General features: G+C 67.6%; 21 protein-coding genes. 3 read left to right on the forward strand and 18 right to left on the reverse strand.

Translation table 11 applies throughout. The annotated features are described in order from the left end of the window. Positions 1 to 74 precede the first annotated feature (74 nt). Entirely contained in the window at positions 75 to 1,583 is a 1,509-nt protein-coding gene (locus tag DIE22_RS29815; RefSeq protein ID WP_124606673.1) for an NYN domain-containing protein, read from the reverse strand. Positions 1,584 to 1,844: 261 nt separating this feature from the next. Between DIE22_RS29815 and DIE22_RS29820 the strand changes: the two genes are divergently transcribed. Beyond that, the gene (locus DIE22_RS29820) at positions 1,845 to 2,474 is read left to right on the forward strand and encodes an SDR family oxidoreductase (RefSeq protein ID WP_124501480.1); all 630 of its coding nucleotides are present in this window, start codon (positions 1,845 to 1,847) and stop codon (positions 2,472 to 2,474) included. A 91-nt stretch (positions 2,475 to 2,565) separates the two neighbouring features. On the opposite strand, the gene DIE22_RS29825 is transcribed toward DIE22_RS29820, so the two are convergent. Then, entirely contained in the window at positions 2,566 to 3,117 is a 552-nt protein-coding gene (locus tag DIE22_RS29825) for a peroxiredoxin (RefSeq protein WP_124606674.1), read from the reverse strand. 279 nt (positions 3,118 to 3,396) lie between these two features. On the opposite strand from DIE22_RS29825, the gene cdpA reads away from it, so the two are divergent. Both cdpA and DIE22_RS29835 read left to right on the forward strand, forming a co-directional pair. Next, complete coding sequence (gene cdpA, locus DIE22_RS29830; RefSeq protein ID WP_221622410.1) at positions 3,397 to 5,136, forward strand: putative bifunctional diguanylate cyclase/phosphodiesterase; 1,740 nt, start codon at positions 3,397 to 3,399, stop codon at positions 5,134 to 5,136. A gap of 25 nt (positions 5,137 to 5,161) precedes the next feature. Beyond that, on the forward strand, positions 5,162 to 6,673 hold the full coding sequence (locus DIE22_RS29835; RefSeq protein ID WP_124501483.1) for an HDOD domain-containing protein: 1,512 nt from the start codon (positions 5,162 to 5,164) through the stop codon (positions 6,671 to 6,673). A gap of 114 nt (positions 6,674 to 6,787) precedes the next feature. On the opposite strand, the gene DIE22_RS29840 is transcribed toward DIE22_RS29835, so the two are convergent. The 16 genes from DIE22_RS29840 to hpnI all read right to left on the reverse strand — a co-directional run bounded on the left by DIE22_RS29840 (position 6,788) and on the right by hpnI (position 25,008). Then, positions 6,788 to 7,582: an ABC transporter substrate-binding protein gene (locus tag DIE22_RS29840; RefSeq protein ID WP_124501484.1), complete on the reverse strand. Its 795-nt coding sequence runs from the start codon at positions 7,580 to 7,582 to the stop codon at positions 6,788 to 6,790. Between the two features lie 357 nt (positions 7,583 to 7,939). Beyond that, complete coding sequence (gene astE / locus DIE22_RS29850) at positions 7,940 to 8,992, reverse strand: succinylglutamate desuccinylase (protein WP_185640712.1); 1,053 nt, start codon at positions 8,990 to 8,992, stop codon at positions 7,940 to 7,942. Between the two features lie 7 nt (positions 8,993 to 8,999). Next, positions 9,000 to 10,340 (reverse strand): N-succinylarginine dihydrolase, encoded by a 1,341-nt coding sequence (gene astB / locus DIE22_RS29855; RefSeq protein WP_124606676.1) that lies wholly within the window; start codon positions 10,338 to 10,340, stop codon positions 9,000 to 9,002. Between the two features lie 14 nt (positions 10,341 to 10,354). Continuing rightward, positions 10,355 to 11,818, reverse strand: a complete 1,464-nt coding sequence (astD, locus tag DIE22_RS29860; RefSeq protein WP_124606677.1) for a succinylglutamate-semialdehyde dehydrogenase — start codon at positions 11,816 to 11,818, stop codon at positions 10,355 to 10,357. Positions 11,819 to 11,825: 7 nt separating this feature from the next. Then, on the reverse strand, positions 11,826 to 12,857 hold the full coding sequence (gene astA, locus DIE22_RS29865; protein ID WP_124606678.1) for an arginine N-succinyltransferase: 1,032 nt from the start codon (positions 12,855 to 12,857) through the stop codon (positions 11,826 to 11,828). Further along, positions 12,854 to 13,906 carry an arginine/ornithine succinyltransferase subunit alpha gene (aruF, locus tag DIE22_RS29870; protein ID WP_124606679.1) on the reverse strand — a complete coding sequence of 351 codons (1,053 nt, stop codon included), beginning with the start codon at positions 13,904 to 13,906 and terminating at the stop codon, positions 12,854 to 12,856. The genes astA and aruF overlap by 4 nt, the downstream gene beginning before the upstream one ends. A 30-nt stretch (positions 13,907 to 13,936) precedes the next feature. Then, the gene (locus DIE22_RS29875; protein ID WP_124501490.1) at positions 13,937 to 15,169 is read right to left on the reverse strand and encodes an aspartate aminotransferase family protein; all 1,233 of its coding nucleotides are present in this window, start codon (positions 15,167 to 15,169) and stop codon (positions 13,937 to 13,939) included. Between the two features lie 935 nt (positions 15,170 to 16,104). Beyond that, complete coding sequence (locus tag DIE22_RS29885) at positions 16,105 to 17,145, reverse strand: GlxA family transcriptional regulator (RefSeq protein ID WP_124501492.1); 1,041 nt, start codon at positions 17,143 to 17,145, stop codon at positions 16,105 to 16,107. Positions 17,146 to 17,166: 21 nt separating this feature from the next. Beyond that, on the reverse strand, positions 17,167 to 17,967 hold the full coding sequence (locus DIE22_RS29890; protein WP_124501493.1) for an ABC transporter ATP-binding protein: 801 nt from the start codon (positions 17,965 to 17,967) through the stop codon (positions 17,167 to 17,169). Positions 17,968 to 17,988: 21 nt separating this feature from the next. After that, a complete protein-coding gene (locus DIE22_RS29895) occupies positions 17,989 to 18,702 on the reverse strand; it encodes an ABC transporter permease (protein ID WP_059447650.1) in 714 nt (237 codons plus the stop codon). Next, positions 18,699 to 19,388, reverse strand: a complete 690-nt coding sequence (locus DIE22_RS29900) for an ABC transporter permease (protein WP_059523652.1) — start codon at positions 19,386 to 19,388, stop codon at positions 18,699 to 18,701. The genes DIE22_RS29895 and DIE22_RS29900 overlap by 4 nt, the downstream gene beginning before the upstream one ends. Before the next feature lie 266 nt (positions 19,389 to 19,654). Beyond that, positions 19,655 to 20,212: a hypothetical protein gene (locus DIE22_RS29905; protein WP_124501494.1), complete on the reverse strand. Its 558-nt coding sequence runs from the start codon at positions 20,210 to 20,212 to the stop codon at positions 19,655 to 19,657. Between the two features lie 87 nt (positions 20,213 to 20,299). Then, entirely contained in the window at positions 20,300 to 21,340 is a 1,041-nt protein-coding gene (locus DIE22_RS29910) for a lysylphosphatidylglycerol synthase domain-containing protein (RefSeq protein WP_124606681.1), read from the reverse strand. Continuing rightward, on the reverse strand, positions 21,337 to 22,221 hold the full coding sequence (gene hpnK / locus DIE22_RS29915) for a hopanoid biosynthesis-associated protein HpnK (protein ID WP_124606682.1): 885 nt from the start codon (positions 22,219 to 22,221) through the stop codon (positions 21,337 to 21,339). Before hpnK ends, DIE22_RS29910 begins: the two co-directional genes overlap by 4 nt. Before the next feature lie 3 nt (positions 22,222 to 22,224). Then, complete coding sequence (gene hpnJ / locus DIE22_RS29920) at positions 22,225 to 23,667, reverse strand: hopanoid biosynthesis associated radical SAM protein HpnJ (RefSeq protein WP_311767468.1); 1,443 nt, start codon at positions 23,665 to 23,667, stop codon at positions 22,225 to 22,227. A 165-nt stretch (positions 23,668 to 23,832) separates the two neighbouring features. After that, complete coding sequence (gene hpnI, locus DIE22_RS29925) at positions 23,833 to 25,008, reverse strand: bacteriohopanetetrol glucosamine biosynthesis glycosyltransferase HpnI (protein WP_124606683.1); 1,176 nt, start codon at positions 25,006 to 25,008, stop codon at positions 23,833 to 23,835. Positions 25,009 to 25,412: the final 404 nt, after the last annotated feature.

Consider the following 25,412-nt stretch of genomic DNA (forward strand, 5'->3'; position numbering starts at 1 on the left):
CGGCCGGTGTTGCACCGGCCGACGGGGTGACGCGGGCGGCGCCCTCGGTCGGACGCCGCTCGGCCCTGAAGCCGTTACTCGGCGGCGGGCGCCGTCTTGCGCGGACGGCGGGCGCGGGGGGCCGTCTTGCGGGCCGGTTTCTTCGGCTTGGCGGCGGTCGCCGCGTCACCCGCTGCTTCGCCGGTCGATTCGCCGGTCGATTCGGCAACCGGTGCGGCCGGTGCCGTTTCGTGCGATGGCTGCGCGACAACCGCCGAAGCACCGTACTCGCCGGCCGTCGGCGCCGCGTGCTGCGCTGCGACGTGCCGGTCGTCGCCGTACTCCGCGTCGCGATGCGCCGCTTCGGCGTGCTTGCCTTCCGCGTGCTTGCCGCCACCCTGCTTCGCGCCGCCGTGCACCGCATCGTCCGGCTGCGCCGCCGCGTGGCGGCCAGCCGCCTTCGCACCGGCGCCCTTCTTCGCGCCGGTCTTCTTCGCCGCGCTCTTGCGCGCGCGCTTGCGGCCGTCCTTCGCGTCACCGTGCGTGTCGGCCGCTTCGGCGGCTTCGGCCGTCGCTGCCGGCACGATCGCCGCTTCGCTCATGACATCGGCAACGGTCGTCTCTTCCACGTCGACCTGCATGCCTTCCTGCGCGGCCGCGGCCGCCTGCTGCCCGCGACGCCGCGGCTCGCGCCTGGCCGGCGCAGCCTCCGCATGACGCCCGCCATGACCATGGTGCGCGCCGCCCGTATCCCGTGCCGCCGCCACCGGCTCCGCCGCAACCGGCTGGCGCGGCCGCGACACGAACGCGCCCGACTTGTCGTCGCGCCCCACTTCGAGCAGGCCGCGCGCCTGCGCTTCGTCGAGCAGGTTGCCGAACGCGCGGAAGCCGTAATACGACTCGTTGAAGTCCGGCTTGCGGCGCTTGATCGCGCTCTTGAGCACCGACGCCCAGATCTTGCCGACGTCGTCGCGCTCGGACGCGAGCGCGTCGAAGGTCTCGACCGCGAGCGCGATCGCCTCGCTGCGGCGCGCTTCCAGCTCCGGCTTGCGCGACGGCTCGTCGGGGCGCTTCGCGCCGCCGTTGCCCGTGCGCTGCTGTTCGCGCTTGGCCAGCGTGCGCTGCTGCTCGCGCACCAGGTCGTCGTAGAAGATGAATTCGTCGCAGTTCGCGACCAGCAGGTCCGACGTCGACTTCTTCACGCCGACCCCGATCACCTTCTTCGCGTTCTCGCGCAGCTTCGACACGAGCGGCGAAAAATCCGAGTCGCCGCTGATGATCACGAACGTATCGACGTGCGACTTCGTGTAGCAGAGATCGAGCGCGTCCACCACGAGCCGGATGTCGGCCGAGTTCTTGCCCGACTGGCGCACGTGCGGAATCTCGATCAGCTCGAAGCTCGCCTCGTGCATCGACGCCTTGAAGCCCTTGTAGCGCTCCCAGTCGCAATACGCCTTCTTCACGACGATGCTGCCCTTCAGCAGCAGCCGCTCCAGCACGGGCGTGATGTCGAATTTCTCGTACTTCGCGTCGCGCACGCCGAGCGCGACGTTCTCGAAGTCGCAGAACACGGCCATGCTGACGTTGTCCAGGGGTAATGCCATGTGTACTCCAACCGGTTGGCCGCCGCGTTGTATTGCGTGGCGGCGAAAAATGCATCGCGCACATGATAGCCGGTCGGCGGGTCGATCCCGCAATCCATGCGCGCGGCGGCGTGCCGACGGGGCCCGGCACGGCCGCGCCGGCACGCCTCGGACGGTACAGCCCCAATTGCCCGCGCGCCGCCGGCCCAAATCGACATACACTTGAGTATCGGTCGTCCGTCCCTATCTGGAAGGATGACGCATCGAGCAAGGAGCGGTTTCATGACGACGAAGGTATTGCTGATTGGCGCGACCGGCCGCACGGGCCGGGCCTGCGCGGATCTGCTGCTCGAGCAGCCGGAATTCGAGGTGACTGCGCTGGTACGCCGGCACGGCTATGCGCTGCCGGGCGCGAAGGTCGTCGAGGCCGATCTGACGGGCGATTTCTCGCACGCGTTCCAGGGCATCACGCACGTGATCTACGCGGCCGGCTCGGCGGAATCGGAAGGCCCCGCCGAAGAGGAGCAGATCGACCGCGACGCGGTCGCGCGCGCGGCCGAGCATGCGCTCGCCTACAACGTGCAGAAGCTGGTCGTGATCAGTTCGCTGACCGCGTACTGGCCGGAGCGCAGCGGCGACGCGCTGCGCCACTACTCGCAGATGAAGCGCGAAGGCGACGAGCACGTGATCGCGTCGGGCATCGACTACGTGATCCTGCGCCCCGGCCCGCTCGCGGACGGCCCGGGCGTCGGCAAGATCGCGCTGACCGAGGCGCCGCTCGACGCGGCGCCGCCGGTGTCGCGCCAGGATGTCGCATGGGCCGCGATCGAGGCGATCAAGCTGGGCATCTCGCGCAAGGTCGTCGGCTTCGTCGGCGGCAGCGTGCCGATCGAACAGGCATTGCGCGCGTAATGCATGCCCGCGCCGCCGCCGGGCGGCGCGTTGCGTCCGTGCCCGCGGCCCGCGATGCGGGCCGCTTTGCAGCAGGCTTGCTGCCCGCGGCTTACTGCTTCGGATGCGCGTCGGCCCACGCCTTCACCGCGCCGAGGGTGTTCTCGACGTGCTTGTCGGGCGACAGGCTCGTGTACTCGTACAGCACCTTCCCTTCCGGCGAAATCACATAGGACACGCGGTTCGCGCGATCGAGCGCGGGCAGCTTCGCGTCGTATTCGCGGATGATCTTCGCGTCCGGATCGGCCGCGACCGGGAACTTGCTGCGGCACTCGCTCACCGAGAACCGGGTCAGCGTGTCGATGTTGTCGGCGGATACGCCGATCACCGTCGCACCGTAAGCCTTGTAACGATCGACCGCATCCGCGAACGCATGCGCCTCGATGGTGCAACCCTTCGTGAACGCGGCCGGGTAGAAGTACAGCACGACCGGCCCGCGCTTCAGCGCATCGGCGAGCGAGTACGTGTAAGTCTTGCCGCCCAGCGACGCCTGCGTCGTAAAGCCGGGCGCCGTGTCGCCCGGCTTCAGTTCCGCCTGCGCGACCCGCGCATGACTGGGCACCAGCAGCGCCGCCGCGGCGCCCGCCAACAGTTTTCGCTTCATCTGCGTCCTCATTTCTTATAAAGTCAGCCTCGATGTAGGCCACACCGGCGTTCGCCTGTCGAACACCGGTGTGCACAACCCGGTCGAGCGGCAGCGCCAGCCGCCGCCGGCCGGTTAAAGATTCCGCGCCGCCTGCCGTTATTCCTTCCGGACAACCGGTTCCAGCCCTTCACGTCAGCGAGACACATGGAAGCCAACAGGAAACAGACGCCACGCAAGGGCTCCTGGCGCAATGCCTTGCATACGCTGCGCCGCTTCGCCTGGTCGGGCGGCGCGCTGATGCCTGCGCGCGCCGGCACGCCGCGACGCGACGACACCGTGCGCAACTGGCTGGAACAGACGGTCGGCACGGTGGATTTCCTCGCCCATGTCGACCGCGAGCTGCGCTTTCTGTACGTATCCGACGCGAGCCTGCGCTTCATCGGTTATCACCGCGACTACCTGCACACGCTGACGCTGCGCGACCTGATCGCGGAACAGGATACCGCGGCGCTCGAAGGCCTGCTTGCGCGCGCCGCGCGTTCCGGCCAGGTCGAGAAGGCGACGATGTGCATCGTGAAGTCGCTCACCTACCCGCTCGACGTCGAGATCCGCGCGTTCAAGAGCCGCCACCACGGCGTCGACGGCTTCGCGATCGCGGCGTTCGACGTGTCGGCCTGGCGCGCGCTCGAAGCCCGCCTGACGTACGAGATGCATCACGACCCGATGACGGGGCTCGACAACCTGTCCGCGCTCGTGCCCGCGCTGATGCGCGCGCAGGAGGCCGCCGACGAGAGCGGCACGTGCGCGGCGCTGCTGCTGCTCGACCTCGACGACTACCAGCGCATCAATCGCGCACTCGGCTACGACGCCGGCGACACGCTGCTGCGCGACACCGCGCAGCGGCTGCAGGCGCTCGTCGCGCCCGGCGAGCAACTCGCGCGCGTCGCGAGCGACAAGTTCGCGATCGTGTTCACCGCACCGGACCGCACGCGCGCAAGCGACGCCGCGGACGCGCTCGCGCGCCGGCTGCAGGCCGCGGTGCGCGAACCCTACGCGTACCAGGGGCAGACCGTGCACCTGTCCGCGAGCATCGGCATCGCGCTGTACCCGGATGAACGCGCGGCGCCCCATCGCGCGCAGCACCACAGCCCGCTGCTGCGCCGCGCCGACCATGCGCTCGCGCAGGCAAAGGCGTCGGGCGGCAATGCGCTCGCGTTTCACGAGCCGGTCGGCGACCCGGCCGACGCGGAACGGCTCAAGCTCGAGGCCGACCTGTACGACGGCGTGCGCAACGGCGAGTTTTCGCTCCATTTCCAGCCGATCACGCGCAGCCAGTCCGGCGCGGTGGACGGCGTCGAGGCGCTGATCCGCTGGCGTCATCCGGTGCACGGCCTCGTGCCGCCGGCGACCTTCATTCCGCTCGCCGAATCGATCGGCCTGATCAACTATCTCGGCAACTGGGTGCTCAAGGCCGCGTGCATGCAGCTCGTCGCCTGGGATCGCCAGGGGCTCGCGCTGCAGTATGTGGCGGTCAACGTGTCGCCGCAGCAGTTCCGCGACCCGCGCTTCACGCAGAGCGTGCGCGAGGCGATCGCGCTGACGGGCATCGACCCGCGCCGCATCGTGCTGGAAATCACCGAGAGCCTGCTGATGCACGATCCCGTGCAGGCGAAGGTGCTGCTCGAGGAGCTGACCGAGCTCGGCATCCGCTTCGCGATCGACGATTTCGGTACCGGCTATTCGAGCCTCGCGTACCTGCAGCGCTTCCCGCTCGCGAAGCTGAAGATCGACCGCAGCTTCGTCGAGAACCTGCTGACGTCGCGCAACGATCGCGCGATCGTGTCGGCGGTGGTCGGCCTCGCGCAGACGCTCGAGCTCGAGCTCGTCGCGGAAGGCGTCGAGACCGAGGCGCAGCGCGAGCTGCTGACCGAGATGGGCTGCAACCATATCCAGGGCTGGCTCGTCTGCCAGGCGCTGCCGTCCGAGGAGCTCGCGCGGCGCTTCGAGGCACGGCAACTGCGCCTGCACGCCGCCTGACGCGCGGCGAACCGGACAAATCCGTATGTCAATCACCGAACACCTGTCCCGCTCGGCGCTGCTCGACAAACTGTGGGCCCGGATGAACGAACGGGGCGACTTCCCGCTGCTGTCGGAATCGCTGCGCGCGACAATGGCCGCGATGAAGAACGACGACCTCGACTTCACCGCGCTCGTGCGCGTCGTGCTGTCGGACTTCGCGCTCACGCAGAAGGTGCTGCGGCTCGCGAATTCCGCAATGTACATGGCATTCGGCGGCAACATCACGACCGTCACGCGAGCACTGATGGTGCTCGGCATGGACACGGTCGGCCATCTCGTCGTCGGGCTGAAGCTCGTCGACCACTTCCATCACAGCACGCCGCGCCGCATCGACGCGAAACTCGAGCTGAACCGCGCGCTGCTGTCCGGCTGCGTCGCCCGCAAGCTGACCGAGCATGCGGAGCTGCGCGGCGGCGAGGAAGCCGTCGTCTGCACGCTGATGCGCCAGGTCGGCAAGCTGCTGGTGGTCTGCTATCTCGACAGCGAATGGGACCGGATCCGCCGCCGCGCCGCCGAGCTGAACGGCGACGAAGCGGCCGCGTGCATCGACGTGCTGGGCGTCGGCTTCGACGAGATCGGCCTCGAGGCCGCCGCGAGCTGGCGGCTGCCCGACGTGATCCGCGCCGGGATGGCCGACGGCGACGGTCGCGCCGCGCACGCCGACAGGCTCGACGAGGATGACGATGACGACGACCGCCGCCGCGCCCCCGATGCATCGGCCGACGACAGCCCCGACCGCGTGCACTGGCTGCGCGCGGTGAGCCGCTGCTCGACCGACTTCGCCAGTGCGCTCACGATGCCCGCGAGCCCGCAGCGCGACGCGCGCATCGCGGCACTTGCGCAGCACTACGGCACGGCGCTGGAGATCGATTCCGACGCGCTCGTCGAGATCGCCGACCGCCTCGCGCGCGAGGAAGCGAGCGACACGGTGATGCGCGAGATCGTCGAGCTGCGCGCGAACGCCGATGCGATCGCACGGGCGCAGGCCGAGCCCGAGGCGTGCCTCGAAGCCGGCCTCGCGGACCTGCGCGCGCTGCCGTCCGAGCACGTGCTGACGCCGGTGCTCGCGCTCGCGTCGGAAAGCCTGCTCGCGGGCCTCGCGTTCACGCGCACCGTGATGTTCGTGCGACGAGACGACGGCAGGTTCGCCGCGCGTCTCGGCTTCGGCCCGGGCGTCGATGCGGCGCTCGACCGGCTGTGCTTCGACGAGCGCTTCGAGCCGGATGTCTTCCACCTCGCGATCACGAACTCGGTCGGCATCTTCATCGAGCAGGCGCAGGAGCCGAAGATGGTGAAGCGCCTGCCCGCGTGGTACCTCGATGCGCTGGAAGATACGCGCGCATTCGTGCTGCTGCCCGTGCGCGTCGGCACGAAGACCGTCGCGCTTCTGTACGGCGACTGGGCCGGCGCGCAGCCCGCGCGCAAGATCACGCAGCAGGAGATGAGCGTGCTCAACGAGCTCGCGCGCGAACTGGGGCGGTTCTTCCCCGCGTGACGCAAGCGGCACGCGACCGGCGGCCGCCCCGCCGGCACGTGTGCGACACGCGGTGCCCCAAACGCAAACCGGCCGCGAAAGCGGCCGGCTGCATCGTGCGACGGATCGAAACGCTTACTTGAGCGTGACCGGCACGCTGAAGTACTTCTTCGCGAGGTTGTCGATCGTGCCGTCGGCCTTCAGCTCCTTCAGCGCCTGATCGAGCGCCGTCTTCAGCGCCGCGTCGTTCTTGCGCAGGCCGAAGCCGACGCCCGAGCCGAGGATCTCGGCATCGCTGACCGTGCCGCCGGCGAAGCCGAAGCCCTGGCCTTGCGGCTTCGACAGGAAGCCCTTCGAGCCCGCTTCCGAATCCTGGAACGTCGCGTCGAGACGGCCCGACTTCAGGTCGGCGTAGGCCAGGTCCTGCGTCTGGTACGGCACGACTTCGACGCCGGCCGGCGCCCACTTCTTCTTCGCGTACGCTTCCTGGATCGTGCCCTGCAGCACGCCGACGCGCTTGCCCTTCAGTGCCTGCTGGGTCGGCATCAGGCCGCTGCCCTGCTTCGCGATCAGCTGGTTCGGGATCGTGTAGATCGGATCGGTGAACGCGATCGCGTGCTTGCGCTGGTCGGTGATCGTCATGTCCGAGTTGATCGCGTCGAACTTGCGCGCCTGCAGTGCGGGGATCAGGCCGTCGAAGTCGTTCTCGACCCACACGCACTTCGTCTTCAGCTTCGCGCACACCGCGTTGCCGATGTCGATGTCGAAGCCGGTCAGCTTGCCGTCGGGCGTCTTGTATTCGAACGGCGCGTACGAGGCCTCGACGCCGAACCGGATCTCCTTCAGATCCGCAGCCATCGCGCTGCCTGCCGCCACGGCCGATGCCGCCACTACCGCGTGCGCGGCCACTTTACGCCAATCCAACTTCATCAGGTGTTCTCCTCGATACTCGAATGTTCCGGAACTACGGGCGCATGCATCATTGCAGGGTCGGATGACAACGACAATCCCGATGCCGCGCCTTGATGCGGCGCAACAGCCGCAAGGCCGCGATTGTACCAATCCGCGCGGCCCGATACGCCAAAGCAGCCGCCGGCGCGCGATGCTGCGCTGCGTGCGCCGGCGACGACCGGGCGGCCCATCGAAACTGCAAGACGATGTCGCAAATACGCAAGCGCGACGCGCGGGCCGTCTGCGCGGCGTGTGCGGGCGTCATCGTAAATCGGGGATGCCGCGCGGCGACGCGCGGGCCGCGGATCACCGCAGCCGCGCGCAACCGGTCACGGGTCAGACGAGTGCGGCGAGCGTGTCGCGCGTCGTGTCGACGACGAGCAGGCCCGCGCGCAAACCCGGCTTCACCGTCGGATTCGGGAACACGATGCGCTCCTCGTCGTGCTTCACCGTGTAGCGGTAGTCGCCGTCCTGCGCGAGCACGGTGCCTCGCGCGAACGCGGTGAAGTTCGCGACGTCGGCCGCGACGAACAGCTCGAGCGCGTCGCTCTGCTTCGTGATCTGGTCGATCACGGTGAACACGCGCGGCAACGGCGGATGGCCGCCCCGAGCGTCGACATCGCGAGGGGCGCCCGACACGAGCCTGCGCACCCCACGGTCGGCCGGCGCGAAGCGCGACAGGTCGTTCTGGCCGAACGGCCGCACCTTGCCGAGCTCCAGCGTGCATGCGAGCGCACCGCACTGCTCGGCCGTGAAGTGCGAATACGTGTTGCCCTTCGCGGTATGCAGCAGCACGGCGGCGATGCGCGCGTCGCCGAGCCATTCGATCATCGCGCGGGTCGGCGGCGTGCCCGTGTGCGGCAGCAGCGCGAACTGCTCGAACACCGAGGCGCGGATCGCCGTATGCATGTCGACGTGCCAGCGCGAACCGCCCGCCGGCGCGGCCGCGAAGAACGCGGCGGCGGCCGCTTCGAGCTGCTTCGCGCGCGGCGCTTCGCGGCTCGCCGGCACTTGCGCGTGACGACCGCTGAACAGGCGGTTCAGGTCGTCGTCGAGATAGCGTTCGCCCGCGCGCATCGCCGGCACGTTGCCGAGCACGACGAGCAGCCGGCACGCGAGCGGCAGCGTGCCCGCTGCGAGATCATGCACGAGCATCGACAGCAGCTCGATCGGCGCGGTCTCGTCGCCATGCACGCCGGCCGACACGAGCACGCTCGCGCGCGCCGAAGCATCGGCATGGTCGCCAGCCGCCGGCTCGAGCGCGAGCAGCCCGTCGCCGAGCCATTGCCAGCGCACCGCACCGTCCGCGCACGCGCCGTCCTTCACGTCCGGCGCGTCACCCGCGAGCGTGAACGCGAGGAAGTCGTCGAGCAGCGCGGCGGCCGACATGCGGGACTCAGCGCTGGAAATCATAAAGCGACCCGACGCGCAGGATCTGCGTGAGCGCGTCGAGCGCCGTGCGCGATTCGTCGAGCAGCGTCGGATCGGCGAGGTCTTCCGGTGCGAGACGGTCGCGGTAGTGCTTCTCGATCCACGCGTCGAGCGACGCGAACAGCGTGTCGTTCATCCACACGTTCGACGTGACGGCCGCACGCTCGGCGTCGTTCAGCACGACGCGCAGGCGCAGGCACGCGGGGCCGCCGCCGTTCTTCATGCTTTCGCGCAGGTCGAACACGAGCACGTCGCGGATCGGGCCGTTGCCGACCGCGAGCTGGTCGAGATAGGCGGCGACGTTCGCGTTCTCGCGGCATTCCTGCGGCACGACGAGCACCTGCGAGCCGTCCGCGCGCGACAGCAGCTGGCTGTTGAACAGATACGACGTGACCGCGTCGTTCACGCTCACGGCCGCGTCGAGCACCTCGATCACGTTCAGGCGCGCGCCGCGCGCATCGAGCGCGGCCGTCAGCGTGTCGTAGATCGCCTGCTTGTTGACGAACGCGCGCTCGTGCGTGAACAGCGTGTCGCGGTTGCCGACCGAGATCACGTCGTTGTGGAACACGCCCGCATCGATCACGTCCGGATCCTGCTGCGCATAGACCGTCGCCGTTTCGTCAAGACCATGGCGATGCGCGACCGCGCGGCTCGCCTCGAAGGTCTGGCGCGCCGGGAAGCGCTTCGGCTCCGGCCCGCGGCGGTATTCCGCGCGGCCGTACACGAAGAACTCGACGCCCGGCTGGCCGTATTCCGCGCAAAAGCGCGTATGGTTCGCCGCGCCTTCGTCGCCGAGCGCCGGCGTGCCCGTCAGCGCCTCGTGCACCGCGAAGTGCGCGGGATCGGCGAACAGCGTCGACAGCGTGCGGCGCGTCGCTTCGTGCTCGATCGCGCGATGCAGCTTGCTGCACAGGTTGGCCGGCGTGAAGTGCACGCGGCCGTCGCTCGTGTCGGCCGACGGGCTGACGGTGGCCGCGTTCGCGGTCCACATCGCCGACGCCGAGCTCGCCGCGGCGAGCAGTTCGGGCGCCTGCTTCGCGGCCTTCGCGATCACGTCCGCGTCCTTGCCGGAGAAGCCCAGCTCGCGCAATAGGCGCAGCGACGGCCGCTCCTGCGGCGGCAGCACGCCTTGCGCGAAGCCGAGATCCGCGAGTTGCTTCATCTTGCGCAGCCCCTGCTTCGCGGCCGCCTTCGGATTCGCGGCCGACTTCTCGTTGTTGAGCGACGCCACGTTGCCGAACGACAGCCCGGCGTAGTTGTGGGTCGGGCCGACGAGTCCGTCGAAATTGGCTTCTTGTGCGTTCATCGTCGTTCCCTCGATCAGAAATGCAGGCCCGGCGACAGGCTCGCGGGCAAGGTCAGTTGCGTGCTTTCCACCGACGCCATCGGATATGCGCAATAGTCGGCCGCGTAGTACGCGCTCGGACGATGGTTGCCCGAGCGGCCCGTGCCGCCGAACGGTGCCGCGGACGATGCGCCGTTGGTCGGGCGATTCCAGTTGACGATCCCCGCACGGATCGTGCGGCGGAAGTGCGTCCATGCGTTCGCGTCGTCCGCGAGCAGGCCGGCGGACAGGCCGAACGCCGTGTCGTTCGCGCGCTCGATCGCTTCGTCGAACGTCGCGTAGCGGACGATCTGCGCGAGCGGGCCGAAGTGCTCCTCGTCGGGCAGGCTCGCGACGCCGGTCACGTCGATGATCGACGCGTTCACGAAACCCAGGCGCGGATCGCGCTGCGTCATCGCGATGATCGGCTTCGCGCCCTGCTCGATCAGGCGCGACTGCGCGTCGACGAGCTTCGCGGCCGCGCGTGCCGAGATCACCGCGCCCATGAACGGCTGCGGATCGGCGTCGAACACGTCGGCCGTGATCTTCGACGTGACGTCGGCGAAGCGTGCGAGGAAGCGGTCGCCGAACGTGCCCTGCGGCACGAAGATGCGGCGTGCGCACGTGCAGCGCTGGCCGGCCGACAGGAACGCCGACTGGATCGTGTGGTGCACGGCCGCGTCGATGTCCTCGACTTCGCCGATCACGAGCGGGTTGTTGCCGCCCATCTCGAGCGCGAGCACGATTTCCGGACGGCCGCCGAACTGCTTGTGCAGCAGCGTGCCGGTATCCGAGCTGCCGGTGAAGAAGAGGCCGTCGATCTGCCGATGGTTCGCGAGCGCGATGCCCGTGTCCTTCTCGCCCTGCACGAGGTTCAGCACGCCGGCCGGCAGCCCGGCTTCCTGCCACACCTCGACCGTCGCGCGCGCGACGCCCGGTGCGAGCTCCGACGGCTTGAACACGACCGTGTTGCCCGCGATCAGCGCCGGCACGATATGGCCGTTCGGCAAGTGGCCGGGGAAGTTGTACGGCCCGAACACCGCGACGACGCCGTGCGGACGATGGCGCAGCACCGCGACGCCGTCGGCCATGTCCTGGCGCTTCTCGCCGGTGCGCTCCTGATAGGCCTGGATCGAGATGCCGACCTTCGCGGCCATCGCCGCGACTTCGGTGCGCGCTTCCCACAGCGGCTTGCCCGTCTCGCGGCCGATTGCGGTGGCGATCGCTTCCTTGCGCTCGGTGAGCAGCGCCGCGAAGCGCTTGACGATCGCGCAGCGCGCTTCGAAGTCGAGCGCCGACCAGCCGGCGAACGCGCGGCGCGCGCTCGCGACCGCGCGGTCGACGTCGGCCGCCGACGCGCTGTCACCCTGCCATGCGATCGCGTCGGTGCCGGGGTTGCGCGAGGCGAACACGGGGCCCGAGCCTGCGACCCAGGCGCCATCGATGAAGAGTTCCGTCATGATTCGTTTATCCCTGTTTGACTTTGAGCGGCAGCACGCGCACCGGATCGCCGGCCTTGACGTCGAGCGCGACGGCATCGTCGGCCGACAACACGAACGAATCGTTCGCGACCACGCCCGGCGCGACGCCGACGCGGAAATCGTTCAGCGACGTGTTCGACACGAGCGACCGCGGCGCATCGACCCGTGCGTCAGGCACGCCGATCGCGACCGGCACGACGACGCTCTCGCGCACCGTGCGCAGGTCGTTGACGTGGCATTCGAGCACCGGGCCCGCGTCGAAGATGTCGACGTGGTTCTGGTAGCGCAGCCCTTCCGCCTCGAGCATCTTGCGCGCCGGCAGCGTGTCGCGGTGCGTGAGGCCGACCGCGTCCTGCGCATCCTGCGGCAGCAGGTCGACGTACACCGGATAGCGCGGCATCAGTTCCGCGAGGAACGACTTGCGGCCGTGCGAGCTCAGGTAATCGGCCGCGTTGAAATCGATCTGGTAGAAGTGCGAACCGACCGCGCGCCAGAACGGCGACGTGCCGTCTTCGTCGAAGTGGCCGCGCAGTTCCGCGCAGATGCGTTCCGGAAAGCGCTCGCGAAACTGCGCGATGAACATGAAGCGCGAGCGCGACAGCAGGCCGCCCACGCCGCCCGTGCGATAGCGCGGGCTCAGGAACAGCGAGCACACTTCCGCATAGCCCGTGAGGTCGTGCGAAATGTTGAGCGCGGACATCCGCGTCCACACGCCGAGCTCCTGGCTCGCGTGCACGACCGTGCTCACGCGATAGTTGTAGAACGGCTGTTCGAGACCGACCTGCGACTCGATCCCGCACACGCCCGCGATGTCGCCCGTCTTCGACTCTTCCATCACGAAGAAGTAGCCGGCTTCACCGGGCGCGGCCTCGCCCTCGAGCGTGCGGCGCGTGCGCTCGATGCGCGCGGCGAGCGCGTCGCGGTCGGGCTTGAACGTGGTCAGGCCCGGCCCGGTTTCCTTCGCGAGCGACACGAGCGCGTCGACGTCGCCCGTTTGTACGACCCGAACGACGATCATGCTGCGTCTCCCTTCATGTCTTCATCGTCGCGGCGGTGCAGCGGCACGCAGCGCACGACATCGCCATCCTTCACATCGAGCGCCGCGCGCGCGTCGCCGGCCAGCGGCGCATCGGCCGTGCCGCCCGGCAGGTCGGCCAGCACGCAGCGGAACGATTCGCCGCTGCCGGTGGACACCATGTACGCGACATCGCCCTGCTGCCGCGCCGCTTCGCGCACGGTGCGCTCCGCGCCGTGCTTCACGCATGCGGTTCGGTCGACCTGCGCGGTCAGCACCGGGCCCGCGTCGAAGATGTCGACGAAGCGGTCCGGTTCGAAGCCTTCCTCGAGATGGATGTCATACGCGAGCAGTGCCGTTTCGTTCGGCTCGCCGAGCACGCGCTGCGCGGCTTCCGGCAGCAGCGGCACGTAGAGCGGATAGGCCGGCATCACTTCCGCGATGAACGTGCGGCTGCGGCCGCCCGATGCGATGTCGACGTCGGTGAAGTCGCGGCCGAAGAACTTGCGGCCCACCGCTTCCCAGAACGGCGATGCGCCCGTGTTGTCGCTCACGCCGAGCAGCAGCGTGAACACTTCCGGCGTGAAGCGGCGTCGGTTCGCGGCGATGTACATCATCCGCGCACGCGAGATCAGGTGCGCGGCCGCGTCGCCGCGCAGCGACGGATCGACGTAGAAGCCCGCCAGCCGGCTCTTGCCGGTCAGCTCGTGCGACATCGTGAGCGCGTGGATCTTGCGGTTCACGTGCAGCTCGCGCGACGCGTGGATCAGTGCGTCGTTGCGGAACGCGTAGAACGGTTCCGAGTAGCCGGCCGCGGCCACGATGCTCGCCGTGCCGAGCAGTTGGCCCGTCGACGAATCCTCGAGCACGAAGAGGTAGAACTCCTCGCCGGCGAAGTCGACATCCGCGCGAAACGAATCCTCGGAGAGCGCCACGCGCGCTTCGAGCGCGGCGCGGTCGTGCGGCAGCGAGTGCAGGACCGGCTGCGCGGTGCGCGCCATGTGCGCGAGCGCATCGAGATCCGTGAGTTTGCCGGGGCGAACAAATAGCATCGTCGTTCCTGTCTGCGATGGGTGCGCCGATCAGCGCGCGGTGGCTTCCTGAGCCGCGAGCACCTGCTCGACCGCCTTCTCGAAGCGCTTCACGCCTTCGTCGAGCAGGTCGAACGGAATCACGAGCGACGGCACGAAGCGCAGCACGTTCGGGCCCGCGATCAGCATGATCAGGCCGTTGTCGGCGGCGGCGGTGACGAAGTCCTTCGCGCGGCCGTCGAATGCGGCGGTGAGTTCCGCGCCGACCAGGAGGCCCTTGCCGCGGATGTCCTTGAAGAGGCCGAAGCGTGCGTTGATGCGTTCCAGCGCGCCCTTCAGTCGCGCGCTGCGTTCGCGCACGCCTTCGAGCAGGGCCGGGTCGCCGATCAGTTCGACGACCTTGTCCGCGATCGCCGAGGCGAGCGGGTTGCCGCCGTACGTCGTGCCGTGCACGCCGACCTTGAAGTACGCGGCCAGTTCGTTCGTCGTCAGCATCGCGCCGATCGGGAAGCCGTTGCCGAGCGCCTTCGCGGTCGTGAGGATGTCCGGCGTGACGCCCGTGTCCATGTAGGCGTAGAACTGGCCCGTGCGGCCGACGCCCGTTTGCACTTCGTCGAAGATCAGCTGTGCGTCGTGGGCGTCGCATGCTTCGCGCAGCGCTTTCAGGAAGGCCGGATCGGCCGGAATCACGCCGCCTTCGCCCTGCACCGGCTCGACGATCACCGCGCAGGTTTGCGGGCCGATCGCGGCCTTCGCGGCTTCGATGTCGTTGAACGGCAGGTGCTTGATGCCGGCCGGCACCGGGCCGAAGCCTTCCGAGTATTTCGGCTGGCCGCCGACGCTGACCGTGAAGAACGTGCGGCCGTGGAACGACTGCACGAACGACACGATTTCGTACTTGTCGGCACCGTGGCGGTCGAATGCGACGCGGCGTGCGAGTTTCAGTGCGGCTTCGTTCGCTTCCGCGCCCGAGTTCGCGAAGAATGCGCGGTCGGCGAAGGTCAGCGATTCGAGGCGCTTCGCGAGGCGCAGCACCGGCTCGTTCGTGTAGCCGTTGCCGATGTGCCAGAGCTTGCGGCCTTGTTCGTCCAGGACCTTCAGCAGTTCCGGGTGGCCGTGGCCCAGCGACGTCACGGCGATGCCGCAGGCGAAGTCCACGTATTCGCGGCCGGCCGTGTCCCACACGCGGGAGCCCTCTGCACGGTCCGGCACGAACGGCGCGGGGGAGAATACCGGCACCATCACTTCGTCGAATGTCTGGCGGGTCACGGTCGAGGTCGTCATGGTCGTTCCTTTCGGTTTCGTAAGAGGGTTCAACAGGATCAAGTTTAGGTAAGGGTGGCGCAAGCGTCTTGCAGATTTGCGACGGGTTCTATCGGAAGCGCTTTTCTTCGGGATATTTTGCCCTTTCGGGTGGGAGCTGTGGTTTGGGGGGGTTCTGGCGGTGCGCTCGCGTTTTCGTGAAGCACCTGGGGTCGTGTCGGTCTATTAGCGTCGCCCCTGCGCGGGGCGGCGGTTACTTTTCTTTGTCTTGCCAAAGAAAAGTAACCAAAAGAAAGGCGCCCGGACAACGCATGACCTCCCGGTGCCGTAGCCATCGGAGTGGCCCTCGCCTAAGTGTCGGCGCCAGTCGGGAACCCGGAGTGGTTCGAGCAATGGTTCTGACCCGCCACACCACCCAACAGAGCGGTATACCGCCCGCTAGCTCCGTCCTCGCTTCGCTCGGCCGACGGGTCCAAACATCCCCCCTTTGCAACGCTATCGGTCGATTGGTTTCCACAATCGTGGCGGGTGGCGCATCAATCCAATAAATCGAAATCGTCGTTGCAGTGCAACGGGCACTTCACTGATTGGGGGAACTGATCAGTCGGTGTTTGTAGGTGGTGCGCAGGCGCATGAATTGCGATTGAAGAACCTTGCAGCCGAGCGTAGCGAGGATGGAGCTAGCGAGCGGTATACCGCTCTGTGGGGTGATGTGGCGCGTCAGAACCATTGCTCGAACCACTCCGGGTTCCCGACTGGCGCCGACACTTAGGCGAGGGCCACTCTGGTTGCCATGGCACCGGGAGGTCATGCGTTATCCGAGCGCCTTTCTTTTGGTTACTTTTCTTTGGCAAGACAAAGAAAAGTAACCGCCGCCCCGCGCAGGGGCGACGCTAATAGACCGACACGACCCCAGGTGCTTCACGTCAAACGAAAGCGCACCACCAAACAAAACCTCAATCTTTCCCGCGCTCGACGAGCGCCCCACCCCGAGGCTCGCTCCCGCCACCGGTCTGCTTCTCGAGCCATGCCCGTCGATCTTCCCGAGGCGTAACGCCAAACCGCTCACGGTAAGCGTTAGAAAAATGCGCAGCAGAAGAAAACCCACATGCAAGACTCACTTGAACCACCGACTTGCTGGTCCGCTGCAACTGCGTCCGTGCCTTGAGCAACCGAAGATTGAGGTAATACTTTGAGGGCATCGCCCCGAGATACTGCCGAAAGAGCCGCTCCAGTTGCCGGCGTGAAACGCCAACGAGCCCGGCGATCTCATCGGTCGTCAAAGGATCCTCGATATTGGCTTCCATCAAAAGCAGAGCGTCATTCAACCGAGGATGCCGCTCACCGGGCGCGGTGACAAAAGGAATCCGCTGCCGCTCCTCGCCGCTGCGCAGCGTCCCGGCCCCGAGCGCATCGGCGATCCGCTCCGCAAGATCCGCCCCATGTTCCCGGCCGATCATGGCCAGCATGAAGTCAACGGTGGCTTGCCCACCTGCACAGGTCGCCCGATCGCGATCGATCTCGAAGATCTGCTGCGTGACGATCGACCGCTCGAACTGCTCGGCGAACTGCTGATACGTCTCCCAGTTCACGCTCACGCGATATCCGGAAAGCTGCCCGGCCATCGCGAGCCACCACACGCCGTGGTGAATACCCGTGACGACCGGCGTGCGCTGCCCGACCCGCGCGAGACTCGCGAGAAACAGCCGATAATCGGCAAACTGCTGAAACCGCTCCGACACGACGATCAGCCAGTCGCACGCGATCGCATCGTTGAACGCCGCATCGGCATGCCACTGCGCACCGCCCACGAGCGGCACCGGCCGCCCGTCCCACGAACACACCTGCCAGCGATACAGCAAGCGCCCGTCGATCTCGTTCGCGAGATGCAACGCATCGACGATCGGACCCACGCCCGACATCGACACGGGCGGCAATGCAACGATCACCACCTGCGTCGTGCGGGTGGCGCCTGCGGGACGAGACACCGGTACCACGTATGAAACCCGCCCTTCGCGTTACTTGAGGCTGCCCGACAGGAACTGCTTCAGACGCTCGCTCTGCGGGCGCACCAGCACCTCCTTCGGATCGCCCTCTTCCTCGGTCCGCCCCTGATGCAGGAACATCACGTGGTTCGACACGTTGCGCGCGAAACCCATCTCGTGCGTGACGACGATCATCGTGCGGCCTTCCTCGGCCAGCTTCTGCATCACCTTCAGCACTTCGCCGACGAGTTCCGGGTCGAGCGCCGACGTCGGCTCGTCGAACAGCATCACGTCCGGATGCATCGCCAGCGCGCGCGCGATCGCGACACGCTGCTGCTGACCGCCCGACAGGTGCGACGGATATTGCTTCTCCACGCGCGGCGCGAGGCCGACCTTCTCCAGGTACTCGCGCGCACGCTCCTCGGCTTCCTTCTTCGGAATGCCGAGCACGTGCACCGGCGCTTCCATCACGTTCTCGAGCACGTTCATGTGCGCCCACAGATTGAAGTGCTGGAACACCATCGCAAGCTTCGTGCGGATGCGCTGCAACTGCTTGTGATCGGCGACCTCGAGCGCGCCGGCGCGGTCGGTCTTCGTGCGCACGGCCTCGCCGTCGACGACGATCTGCCCCGCATTCGGCCGCTCGAGAAAATTGATGCAGCGCAGGAACGTGCTCTTGCCCGAACCGCTGGCGCCGATGATGCTGATGACGTCGCCGGCCTTCGCGTTCAGCGACACGCCCTTGAGCACCTCGTTATCGCCATAGCGCTTGTGAATATCGACCGCGGCAAGCTTGACGGAAGCGGACGCGCTCGTTTGAGTGATCTCGGCCAACTGGCTCTCCTCGAAGTGAAATCAATGACGGCCGGCCGCGAGATACGCGAGCCAGTGGCGCTCCGCCCGGCGAAACGCCGCGACGAGTGCGAACGATACCGCAAGATAGATCAGTGCGGCGATCCCGAACGACTGGAACGCCATGTAGGTCGCGGAATTGGCATCGCGCGCGACCTTCAGGATGTCGGGCACGGTCGCCGTGAACGCCACGGTGGTCGCGTGCAGCATCAGGATCACCTCGTTGCTGTACAGCGGCAGCGCACGGCGCAGCGCCGACGGCAGGATCACGCGGCGGTACATCGTGAACGGCGACATCCCGTACGCACGCGCCGCCTCGACCTCGCCGTGCGGGATCGCGCGAATCGCGCCCGCGAAGATCTCGGTCGTGTACGCGCAGGTGTTCAGTGCGAACGCGAGGATCGCGCAGTTGAAGCCGCTGCGGAAGAACGCGTCGAGCAGCGAGTGCGAACGCACGAACTCGAGGCTGTACATGCCCGTGTACATCAGCAGCAGCTGCACGTAGAGCGGCGTGCCGCGGAACACGTACGTGTAGAACCGCACCGGCATCGACAGCCACTTCTTCTTCGACACGCGCGCGACCGCGAGCGGCACCGCGCACACGAAGCCGAGCGAAATCGACGCGACGAGCAGCCACAGCGTCACCGCAAGGCCGGAGAGGCGCTGGCCGTCCCAGTAAAGGAACGCCTGGCCGAATTCCTGGAGGATCTCGATCATAGTTCTGCGTGCCGCACGCCCATGGAATAACGCTTCTCGAGCTGGATCAGCACGAGGTTGGAAACGGTCGTGATCGCGAGGTAGATCAGCGCCGCAACGAGGATGAAGAAGAACATGTTGAACGTGCTCTTGCCGGCGTCCTGCGCGGCCTTCACGACGTCCGCGAGGCCGATGATCGACACCAGCGCGGTCGCCTTCACGAGCACCTGCCAGTTGTTGCCGATGCCCGGCAGCGCGAAGCGCATCATCTGCGGAAACATGATCCGCACGAACACGCGCATCCCGCTCATCCCGTACGCCGCGCCGGCCTCGAGCTGGCCGCGCGGCACCGACAGGAACGCGCCGCGGAACGTCTCGGTGAAGTACGCGCCGTAGATGAAGCCGAGCGTCAGCACGCCGGCGACGAACGGATCGATGTCGATCTGGTCCCAGCCGACGAGGTCGGTGAACTGGTTCAACCAGATCTGGATGCTGTAGAACAACAGCAGCATCAGGACGAGATCGGGCACCGAGCGGATCAGCGTCGTATAACCGGTCGCGATCGCTCGCAGCACCCGGTTGTGCGACAGCTTCGCCACCGCGCCGATCAGCCCCAGCGCCACCGCAGCGGCGAGCGACAGCACCGACAGCTCGATGGTCTGCACGGTGCCGGCCCAGAGGACGGGACCAAAGCCGTAAAGGAACACGCGCGTCTCCAGTGTTGATATGAACACCGGCGCACATATCTGTTCCGCGCCGGGCTGACGCGGATAGTCGCAAGCGAAATTGATTGCCTCAAATCACCTCGCATGCGATTGCTGCGTTGCAGCAATTCATCCCATCATTTGCCGGCAACGCGTAGCCTGCTGTTTCAAAAGGAAAAAAGCCGCTTCCTGACAGTCGGATAACACACCGGGAAGCGGGCTTTTTGCAATTTTCCGGTCGCTTTTTCGATATAGCGCCGCACACGGGTTCACCGCCCCTTCAGGATGTCGGAGCGCGAAGTCGTATAGACAAGCCCGTCCGGGCCGAAATGGACGTTGAAGAACGCGTCGGTGTTGACGCCGTCCTCGAGCCAGCGCCAGCTCCATACCGTCTCGGGCTTCAGCGGGTACTGCGCGATGTCGCCCGGCTTGCCGAGCAGGCGCCGCACCTCGTCCTCGTTCATCCCGGGGCGCACCTTCGCGAAGTTCTCGGCGGTCAGCACCTGCGTCGCGCCCATGTAGTGCCCGCTCGCGTCGAGGTCGACGAACCAGGTCTGGTTGCCCATCGGGCCGCGCGGATATTCGAGGCGCTTCGAGCCGTCGGTGAAGGTGCGCTCGGTCTCGGGCTTGCCCATCGTGCCGCGCACGTCGGCCTCGGTCGATACGCCGGCCTTCAGCCCCTTGAGCAGCAGCGGCGCCGGCTTGATCGCGTTGAAAAAATCCCTGATGCGTTGCACGTCGAGATTGCCTTGCTTGTCGTCGCAGCCGGTCAGCGCCAGCGCGGCGGCCAGCATCGTCACGGGAAGCAGCCGGAAACGGAAAATCATCGGAAGAAATACGCGTCGAGAAAACACGCGGCAAGGATACCCGCGCCACGCCAAAAGCGCGAGACGGGCGCGCGGCCCGTCTCGTGTTCAATGCGTCGTTTCAGTTTGCGTGTCGGCCTCGCGGCGCGCGTGCGGTGCGCGCGGCACGGCCGGCACCGCACGGATGCGGCGGCGCGTGCGCACGAGTTCGGCAAGCTGCCACGAGCCGAGCGCCAGGCAGCCGAACAGCACCTCGCGCCCGCGCTTGACCAGCGCGAGCGACAGCGCCGTCTCGCGATCGACGCCGAACATCTGCGCGAGCAGCACGACGGTCGCCTCCTGCACGCCGAGGCCGCCCGGCACCATGAACGCCGCATGCCGCACGGCCTGCGTCATCGCCTCGATCGCGATCGCGCCGCCGATCGATACCGGATGACCGAGCAGCGCGAGCGCCCAGTAGATTTCGAGCGCGCCGAGCACGTAGCCCGACAATTGCCAGAAGAACGCGCTGAACAGCAGCTCCGTGCGCGACATCAGCGCGTCGATGTCGCCATCGAGCCGGCGGCCGTCGACGCCCTGCAGCAGCCGGTGCGAATCGCCGAGCAGGCGCCCCGCGAACCGCTCGATCGCGTGGAAGATCCCGCCGCGCCGCATCAGCACGACGCCGAGCACCGGCAGCGGCAGCGTCAGCAGCAGCGCAAGGCCGATCGTGCCGCCGCCCATGTCGTGCGTGGTCGCGAGCAGCAGCACGAGGCCGAGCGCCGCGAACGCATACTGGACGACGATCGTCACCAGCACCTCGACGATCACCGACGCGGTCACGCGGCTCGCGTCGGGCACCTGCCAGCGCGCCATCCGGATCCCGACCAGCTCGCCGCCGATCCCGACCACGGGCAGCAGCCGGTTCACGGCTTCGCGCACGGTCGCGATCCACCACAGGAACGAGAGCGACGCGCGCCGGTCGAGCAGCTGGTGCCACGCATATGCGTCGAGCAGCAGCGGCAGCGCGTGGAACGGCACGAGCCACAGCAGCGCGAAGCCGGCGCGCTCGAGCATCCGCGACACGTCGCCGACGCCTTCGTGCAGCCCCAGCGCGAGCAGGATCCCGATGCCGACCGGCCAGCCGAGCCATTTGATCCACTTGGTCATGACGGCTGCGCCCCCGCTTCGCGCGACGCGCGCGTGCCGCGCCGCGCCGCGGACTGGCCGAACACGTCCGCAAACCCGCCGGTCGCGACGCCGGCCGCCTTCAGCGCGGCCGCGACGCGCGGCGACAGCAGCGCGTCCAGTTCGTCGACCGGACGGTAAGCGGCCATCGTCGGCGTGATCGGGCCGTCGCCGGCTTCGGCCGGATGACAGTAGATCTCGCCGACCCCGGGCGGCAGCGCCGCGAGCGCGTCGAGCAGCACGCGCTCGTCCATCGCGCCCGTATGCTCGATCCCGACCACGTAGTCGTTGTGTGCGAGCCCTGCGCGATCGAGCCGGGCGCGCACGAGCGCGATCCACGGCTTGAGCAGCGCGGGCGCGCTCGTTTCGTACGGCAGCCGCACCGCGCGCAGCCCGTAGTCGCGGCCGATCTCGATGATCAGCGACAGCACGGTCGGGTGCAGGTGGAAATGCTTGTGCGCGTTCACGTGATCGAGCGGCAGGCCGCTCGCCGCGAACGCGTCGAACTGCGCACGGATCTCGCGGCGCAGTTGCGCACGCACGTGCGGCAGGAAGAAGAAGCGACAGCCGTCCTTCGCCATCGCGTCGCCGAACCGCCCGTCGCGGCCGACGAGCGCGGGTATCTCATGCGCGGGCAGCATGGCCGGCCCGTCCGCGAGGACGAGATGCAGGCCGACCGCGAGCGACGGCAGCCGCCGCGCGCGTTCGATCGCATCCTGCGCCGCGGGCGCACCGACCATCAGGCTCGCGGCGTTCAGCACGCCGTCGCGATGCGCGCGCTCGACCGCCGCGTTGACGCGCGGATGCAGCCCGAAGTCGTCCGCGGTGAAGATCAGCGCCCGCGCCGCCCGCTGCGTCGTCACGAATCAGGCCTCGTGCGCGCGCAGGAAGCGGAAGAACTCGACGCCTTCGCGCAGACGGCGCTTCATCATGTCCCAGCTCGTCAGCATCTCGCGGACGATCTCCCAGATCTTCGACGGACGGAAGTAGAACTGGCGATAGAACTGCTCGAGATGGTGATAGATCTCGTCGCGCGACAGGTGCGCATAGCCGATCGCCGCCAGTTGCACGCCTTCCTTGCTCACCAGGTTGATGGTCTTGTTCTCTTCCATCCAGCCGTTCTCGACGGCCTGCTTGTAAAGCGTCGTGCCCGGATACGGCGCGGCGAGCGACACCTGGATCGTGTGCGGGTTGATTTCCTTCGCGTACTCGATCGTCTTCTTGATGGTGTCCTGCGTCTCGCCCGGCAGGCCGAGGATGAAGGTGCCGTGGATCTTGATGCCGAGCTTCTTGCAGTCCGCGCTGAAACGGCGCGCGAAATCGGTGCGCACGCCCTTCTTGATGTTCACGAGGATCTGGTCGTCGCCGGATTCGAAGCCGACCAGCAGCAGGCGCAGGCCGTTTTCCTTCATGACCTTCAGCGTCTTGTACGGCACGTTCGCCTTCGCGTTGCACGACCACGTCATGCCGAGCTTGCCCAGGCCGATGGCGATGGCTTCGGCGCGCGGCAAGTCGTCGGTGAAGGTGTCGTCGTCGAACATCAGTTCCTTCACTTCCGGCATGTTGTCGCGGATCCACTTCGCTTCCGCGAGCACGTTCTCGACCGAGCGCGTGCGGTAGCGATGGCCGCTGACCGTCTGCGGCCACAGGCAGAACGTGCAGCGCGACTTGCAGCCGCGGCCCGTGTAGATCGATACGTACGGATAGTTCAGGTAGCCGATGAAGTAGTTGTCGATCTTCAGGTCGCGCTTGTAGACGGGCGCGACGAACGGCAGTTCATCCATGTTCTCGAGGATCGGACGCGCTTCGTTGTGCTCGATCGAGCCGTCCTTCGCGCGCCAGCTCAAGCCCTTGATCTGTGGGAACGGCTTGCCTTCGGCGATTTCCTTGCAGGTGTAGTCGAATTCCTCGCGGCACACGAAGTCGATTGCCTCGCTCGCCGTGAGCGAGTTGTGCGGATCGACCATCACCTTCGCGCCCACCATGCCGACCAGCATCGACGGCTTCATCTTCTTCAGGTCCTGCGCGAACATCGCGTCGGTCGGGAACGACGGCGTGCTCGTGTGGATGATCACGAGGTCGTAGTCGTTGGCGATCTTCAGCGTCTCCTCGACCGACAGGCCGTCGGCCGGCGCGTCGACGACGCGGCTGCCCGGCACGAGCGCGGCCGGCTGCGCGAGCCACGTCGGGTACCAGAAGGAACGGATTTCGCGCTTCGCCTGATAGCGCGAACCGGCTCCGCCGTCGAAGCCGTCATACGAAGGGGCCTGCAAGAACAGCGTTTTCATGAATGCTCCGGTAGCCTGCATAGTTCGATTCGTTTCAACGATTCAGTCAATCAACCGCGGGCCGCCCTGCCGGCGCCCGCCTCTCTGTCATGTCGCGTCGCGCGGCCGGCCGCGCGGCACGTCTCGGCCCGCCGGCCGGATTCGATCGGGAACGGGCGCATGGCCGGCTCCCTCGGGGAACGTACCTCAGCGGCCGTCCCCGCCTTCCACCGCCGCCGTCGCGCGTTCGGCGCCGACGACCGTCATCCTCGCGCCGCGCCACACGACCTGCGTGCCGAACACGGCCGCGAGCCATTCGAGCGCGAGCAGCGTGTCGCGCACCGCGACGAGCGGGAGATCGCGCCAGAACGCGCGCCAGCCGTCCTCGCCGCGCGCGTGCAGCACCAGCCGCCCGAACGCGCCCGCGACGGCCGCTCCCCCCGCCAGCGTGCCGGCGAAGGTGCCGTCGAGACGCAGCGCGAGCGCCGCGCCGATCGCGAGCCACGGCGCGGTAAACGTGATGAACAGGAACGCGAAGCCGGTCGGGTTCAGCGAACGGATCGTGCGCAGCCAGCGTGTCTCGCGGTGCCACAGCGGCCCGAACGACGGCTCGATCACGTCGGTCGCGACCTCGACCTCGGACAGCACGGTGCGTCGCCCGAGGCGGCGCGGCAGCTCGGCCAGCCAGAAGTCGTCGGCCAGCTCGTCCTTCAACGCGAGAAAACCGCCGATCCGCTCGAGCGTGTCGCGCGTCAGCGCCAGCGTCGCGCCGAAGCCGAAGCGGCTCGAGCGGCCGAGGTGCGTGATCCGCACCGACGGCGCGAACCAGGCATCGACGAACTGCGCGCCGATCCGCGTCCAGAACCCGCCGACGCTGCGCGCATGATACAGGCACGTGACGACACCGACCGACGCGTCGGCGAGCGGCGCCGTCACGTGCTCCAGATAGTCCGGCTTTACCGCGATGTCGCTGTCGGCGATCACGATGCGGCCGTATTTCGCGCGTTCGGCCAGATTGATCAGGTTGCTGACCTTCAGGTTCTTGCCGTGCACGCGCGCGTCGATCACCAGCGTGATGTCGCATTCCGGATAGTCGGCGCGCAGCCGCTCGACGACGGCGACGGCCGGATCGGCCGCGGACGCGACCCCGAACAGCACTTCATGGCGCGGGTGGCGCTGCTCGCAGAACGTCGCGAGGTTCTCGTACAGGTGCGGCTCCGCGCCGCACAGCGGCTTGAGCACGCTGACCGGCTCGAAGCCGTCGCGCGCGGCGGTGCGCGGCGTGCGCGGGCGCGGCGCGAAGGCCGCAACGAGCGCATAGCCGGCCGCGGCCAGCGTGAACACGATCAGGAGCCAGTCAAGCAGCGTGACGGTCGGTGTCATGCGCGACGCCCTCCGGCGACGCGGGCACCCCGCCGATCGATCGAACCGGGTTGAACGTGATTGGGTATTCCGACAGCAACGAACGCGAGCACGACCCGACTCCTTGTTCCAGCAGCGTCTGTAATGGGGAGGCACGGCCCATTCCCCGAAAGCGGCCATGCCCTGCTTCGCGTGGCACATCCTCGCGCGATGCCCGGACGGGATGCGGGAAGATTCGAATGGCTATCATCGGCACAACATGGACAGGCGCCGGATTTTAGCAGCCCGCGCCAGCCCGCGCGCGGCACCTCGCGAAACGGACTGGTGCGATTTCAGCAAAGCTGTGCGGCCGCGGAACCATTCTGGTGCCACTACATTCACGTTAGCGTAAGCACTTTGCAGGCGTATTGCAGTCTTGAAAATCA

Source organism: Burkholderia sp. Bp9142, from assembly GCF_003853415.1.
Lineage (GTDB): Bacteria > Pseudomonadota > Gammaproteobacteria > Burkholderiales > Burkholderiaceae > Burkholderia.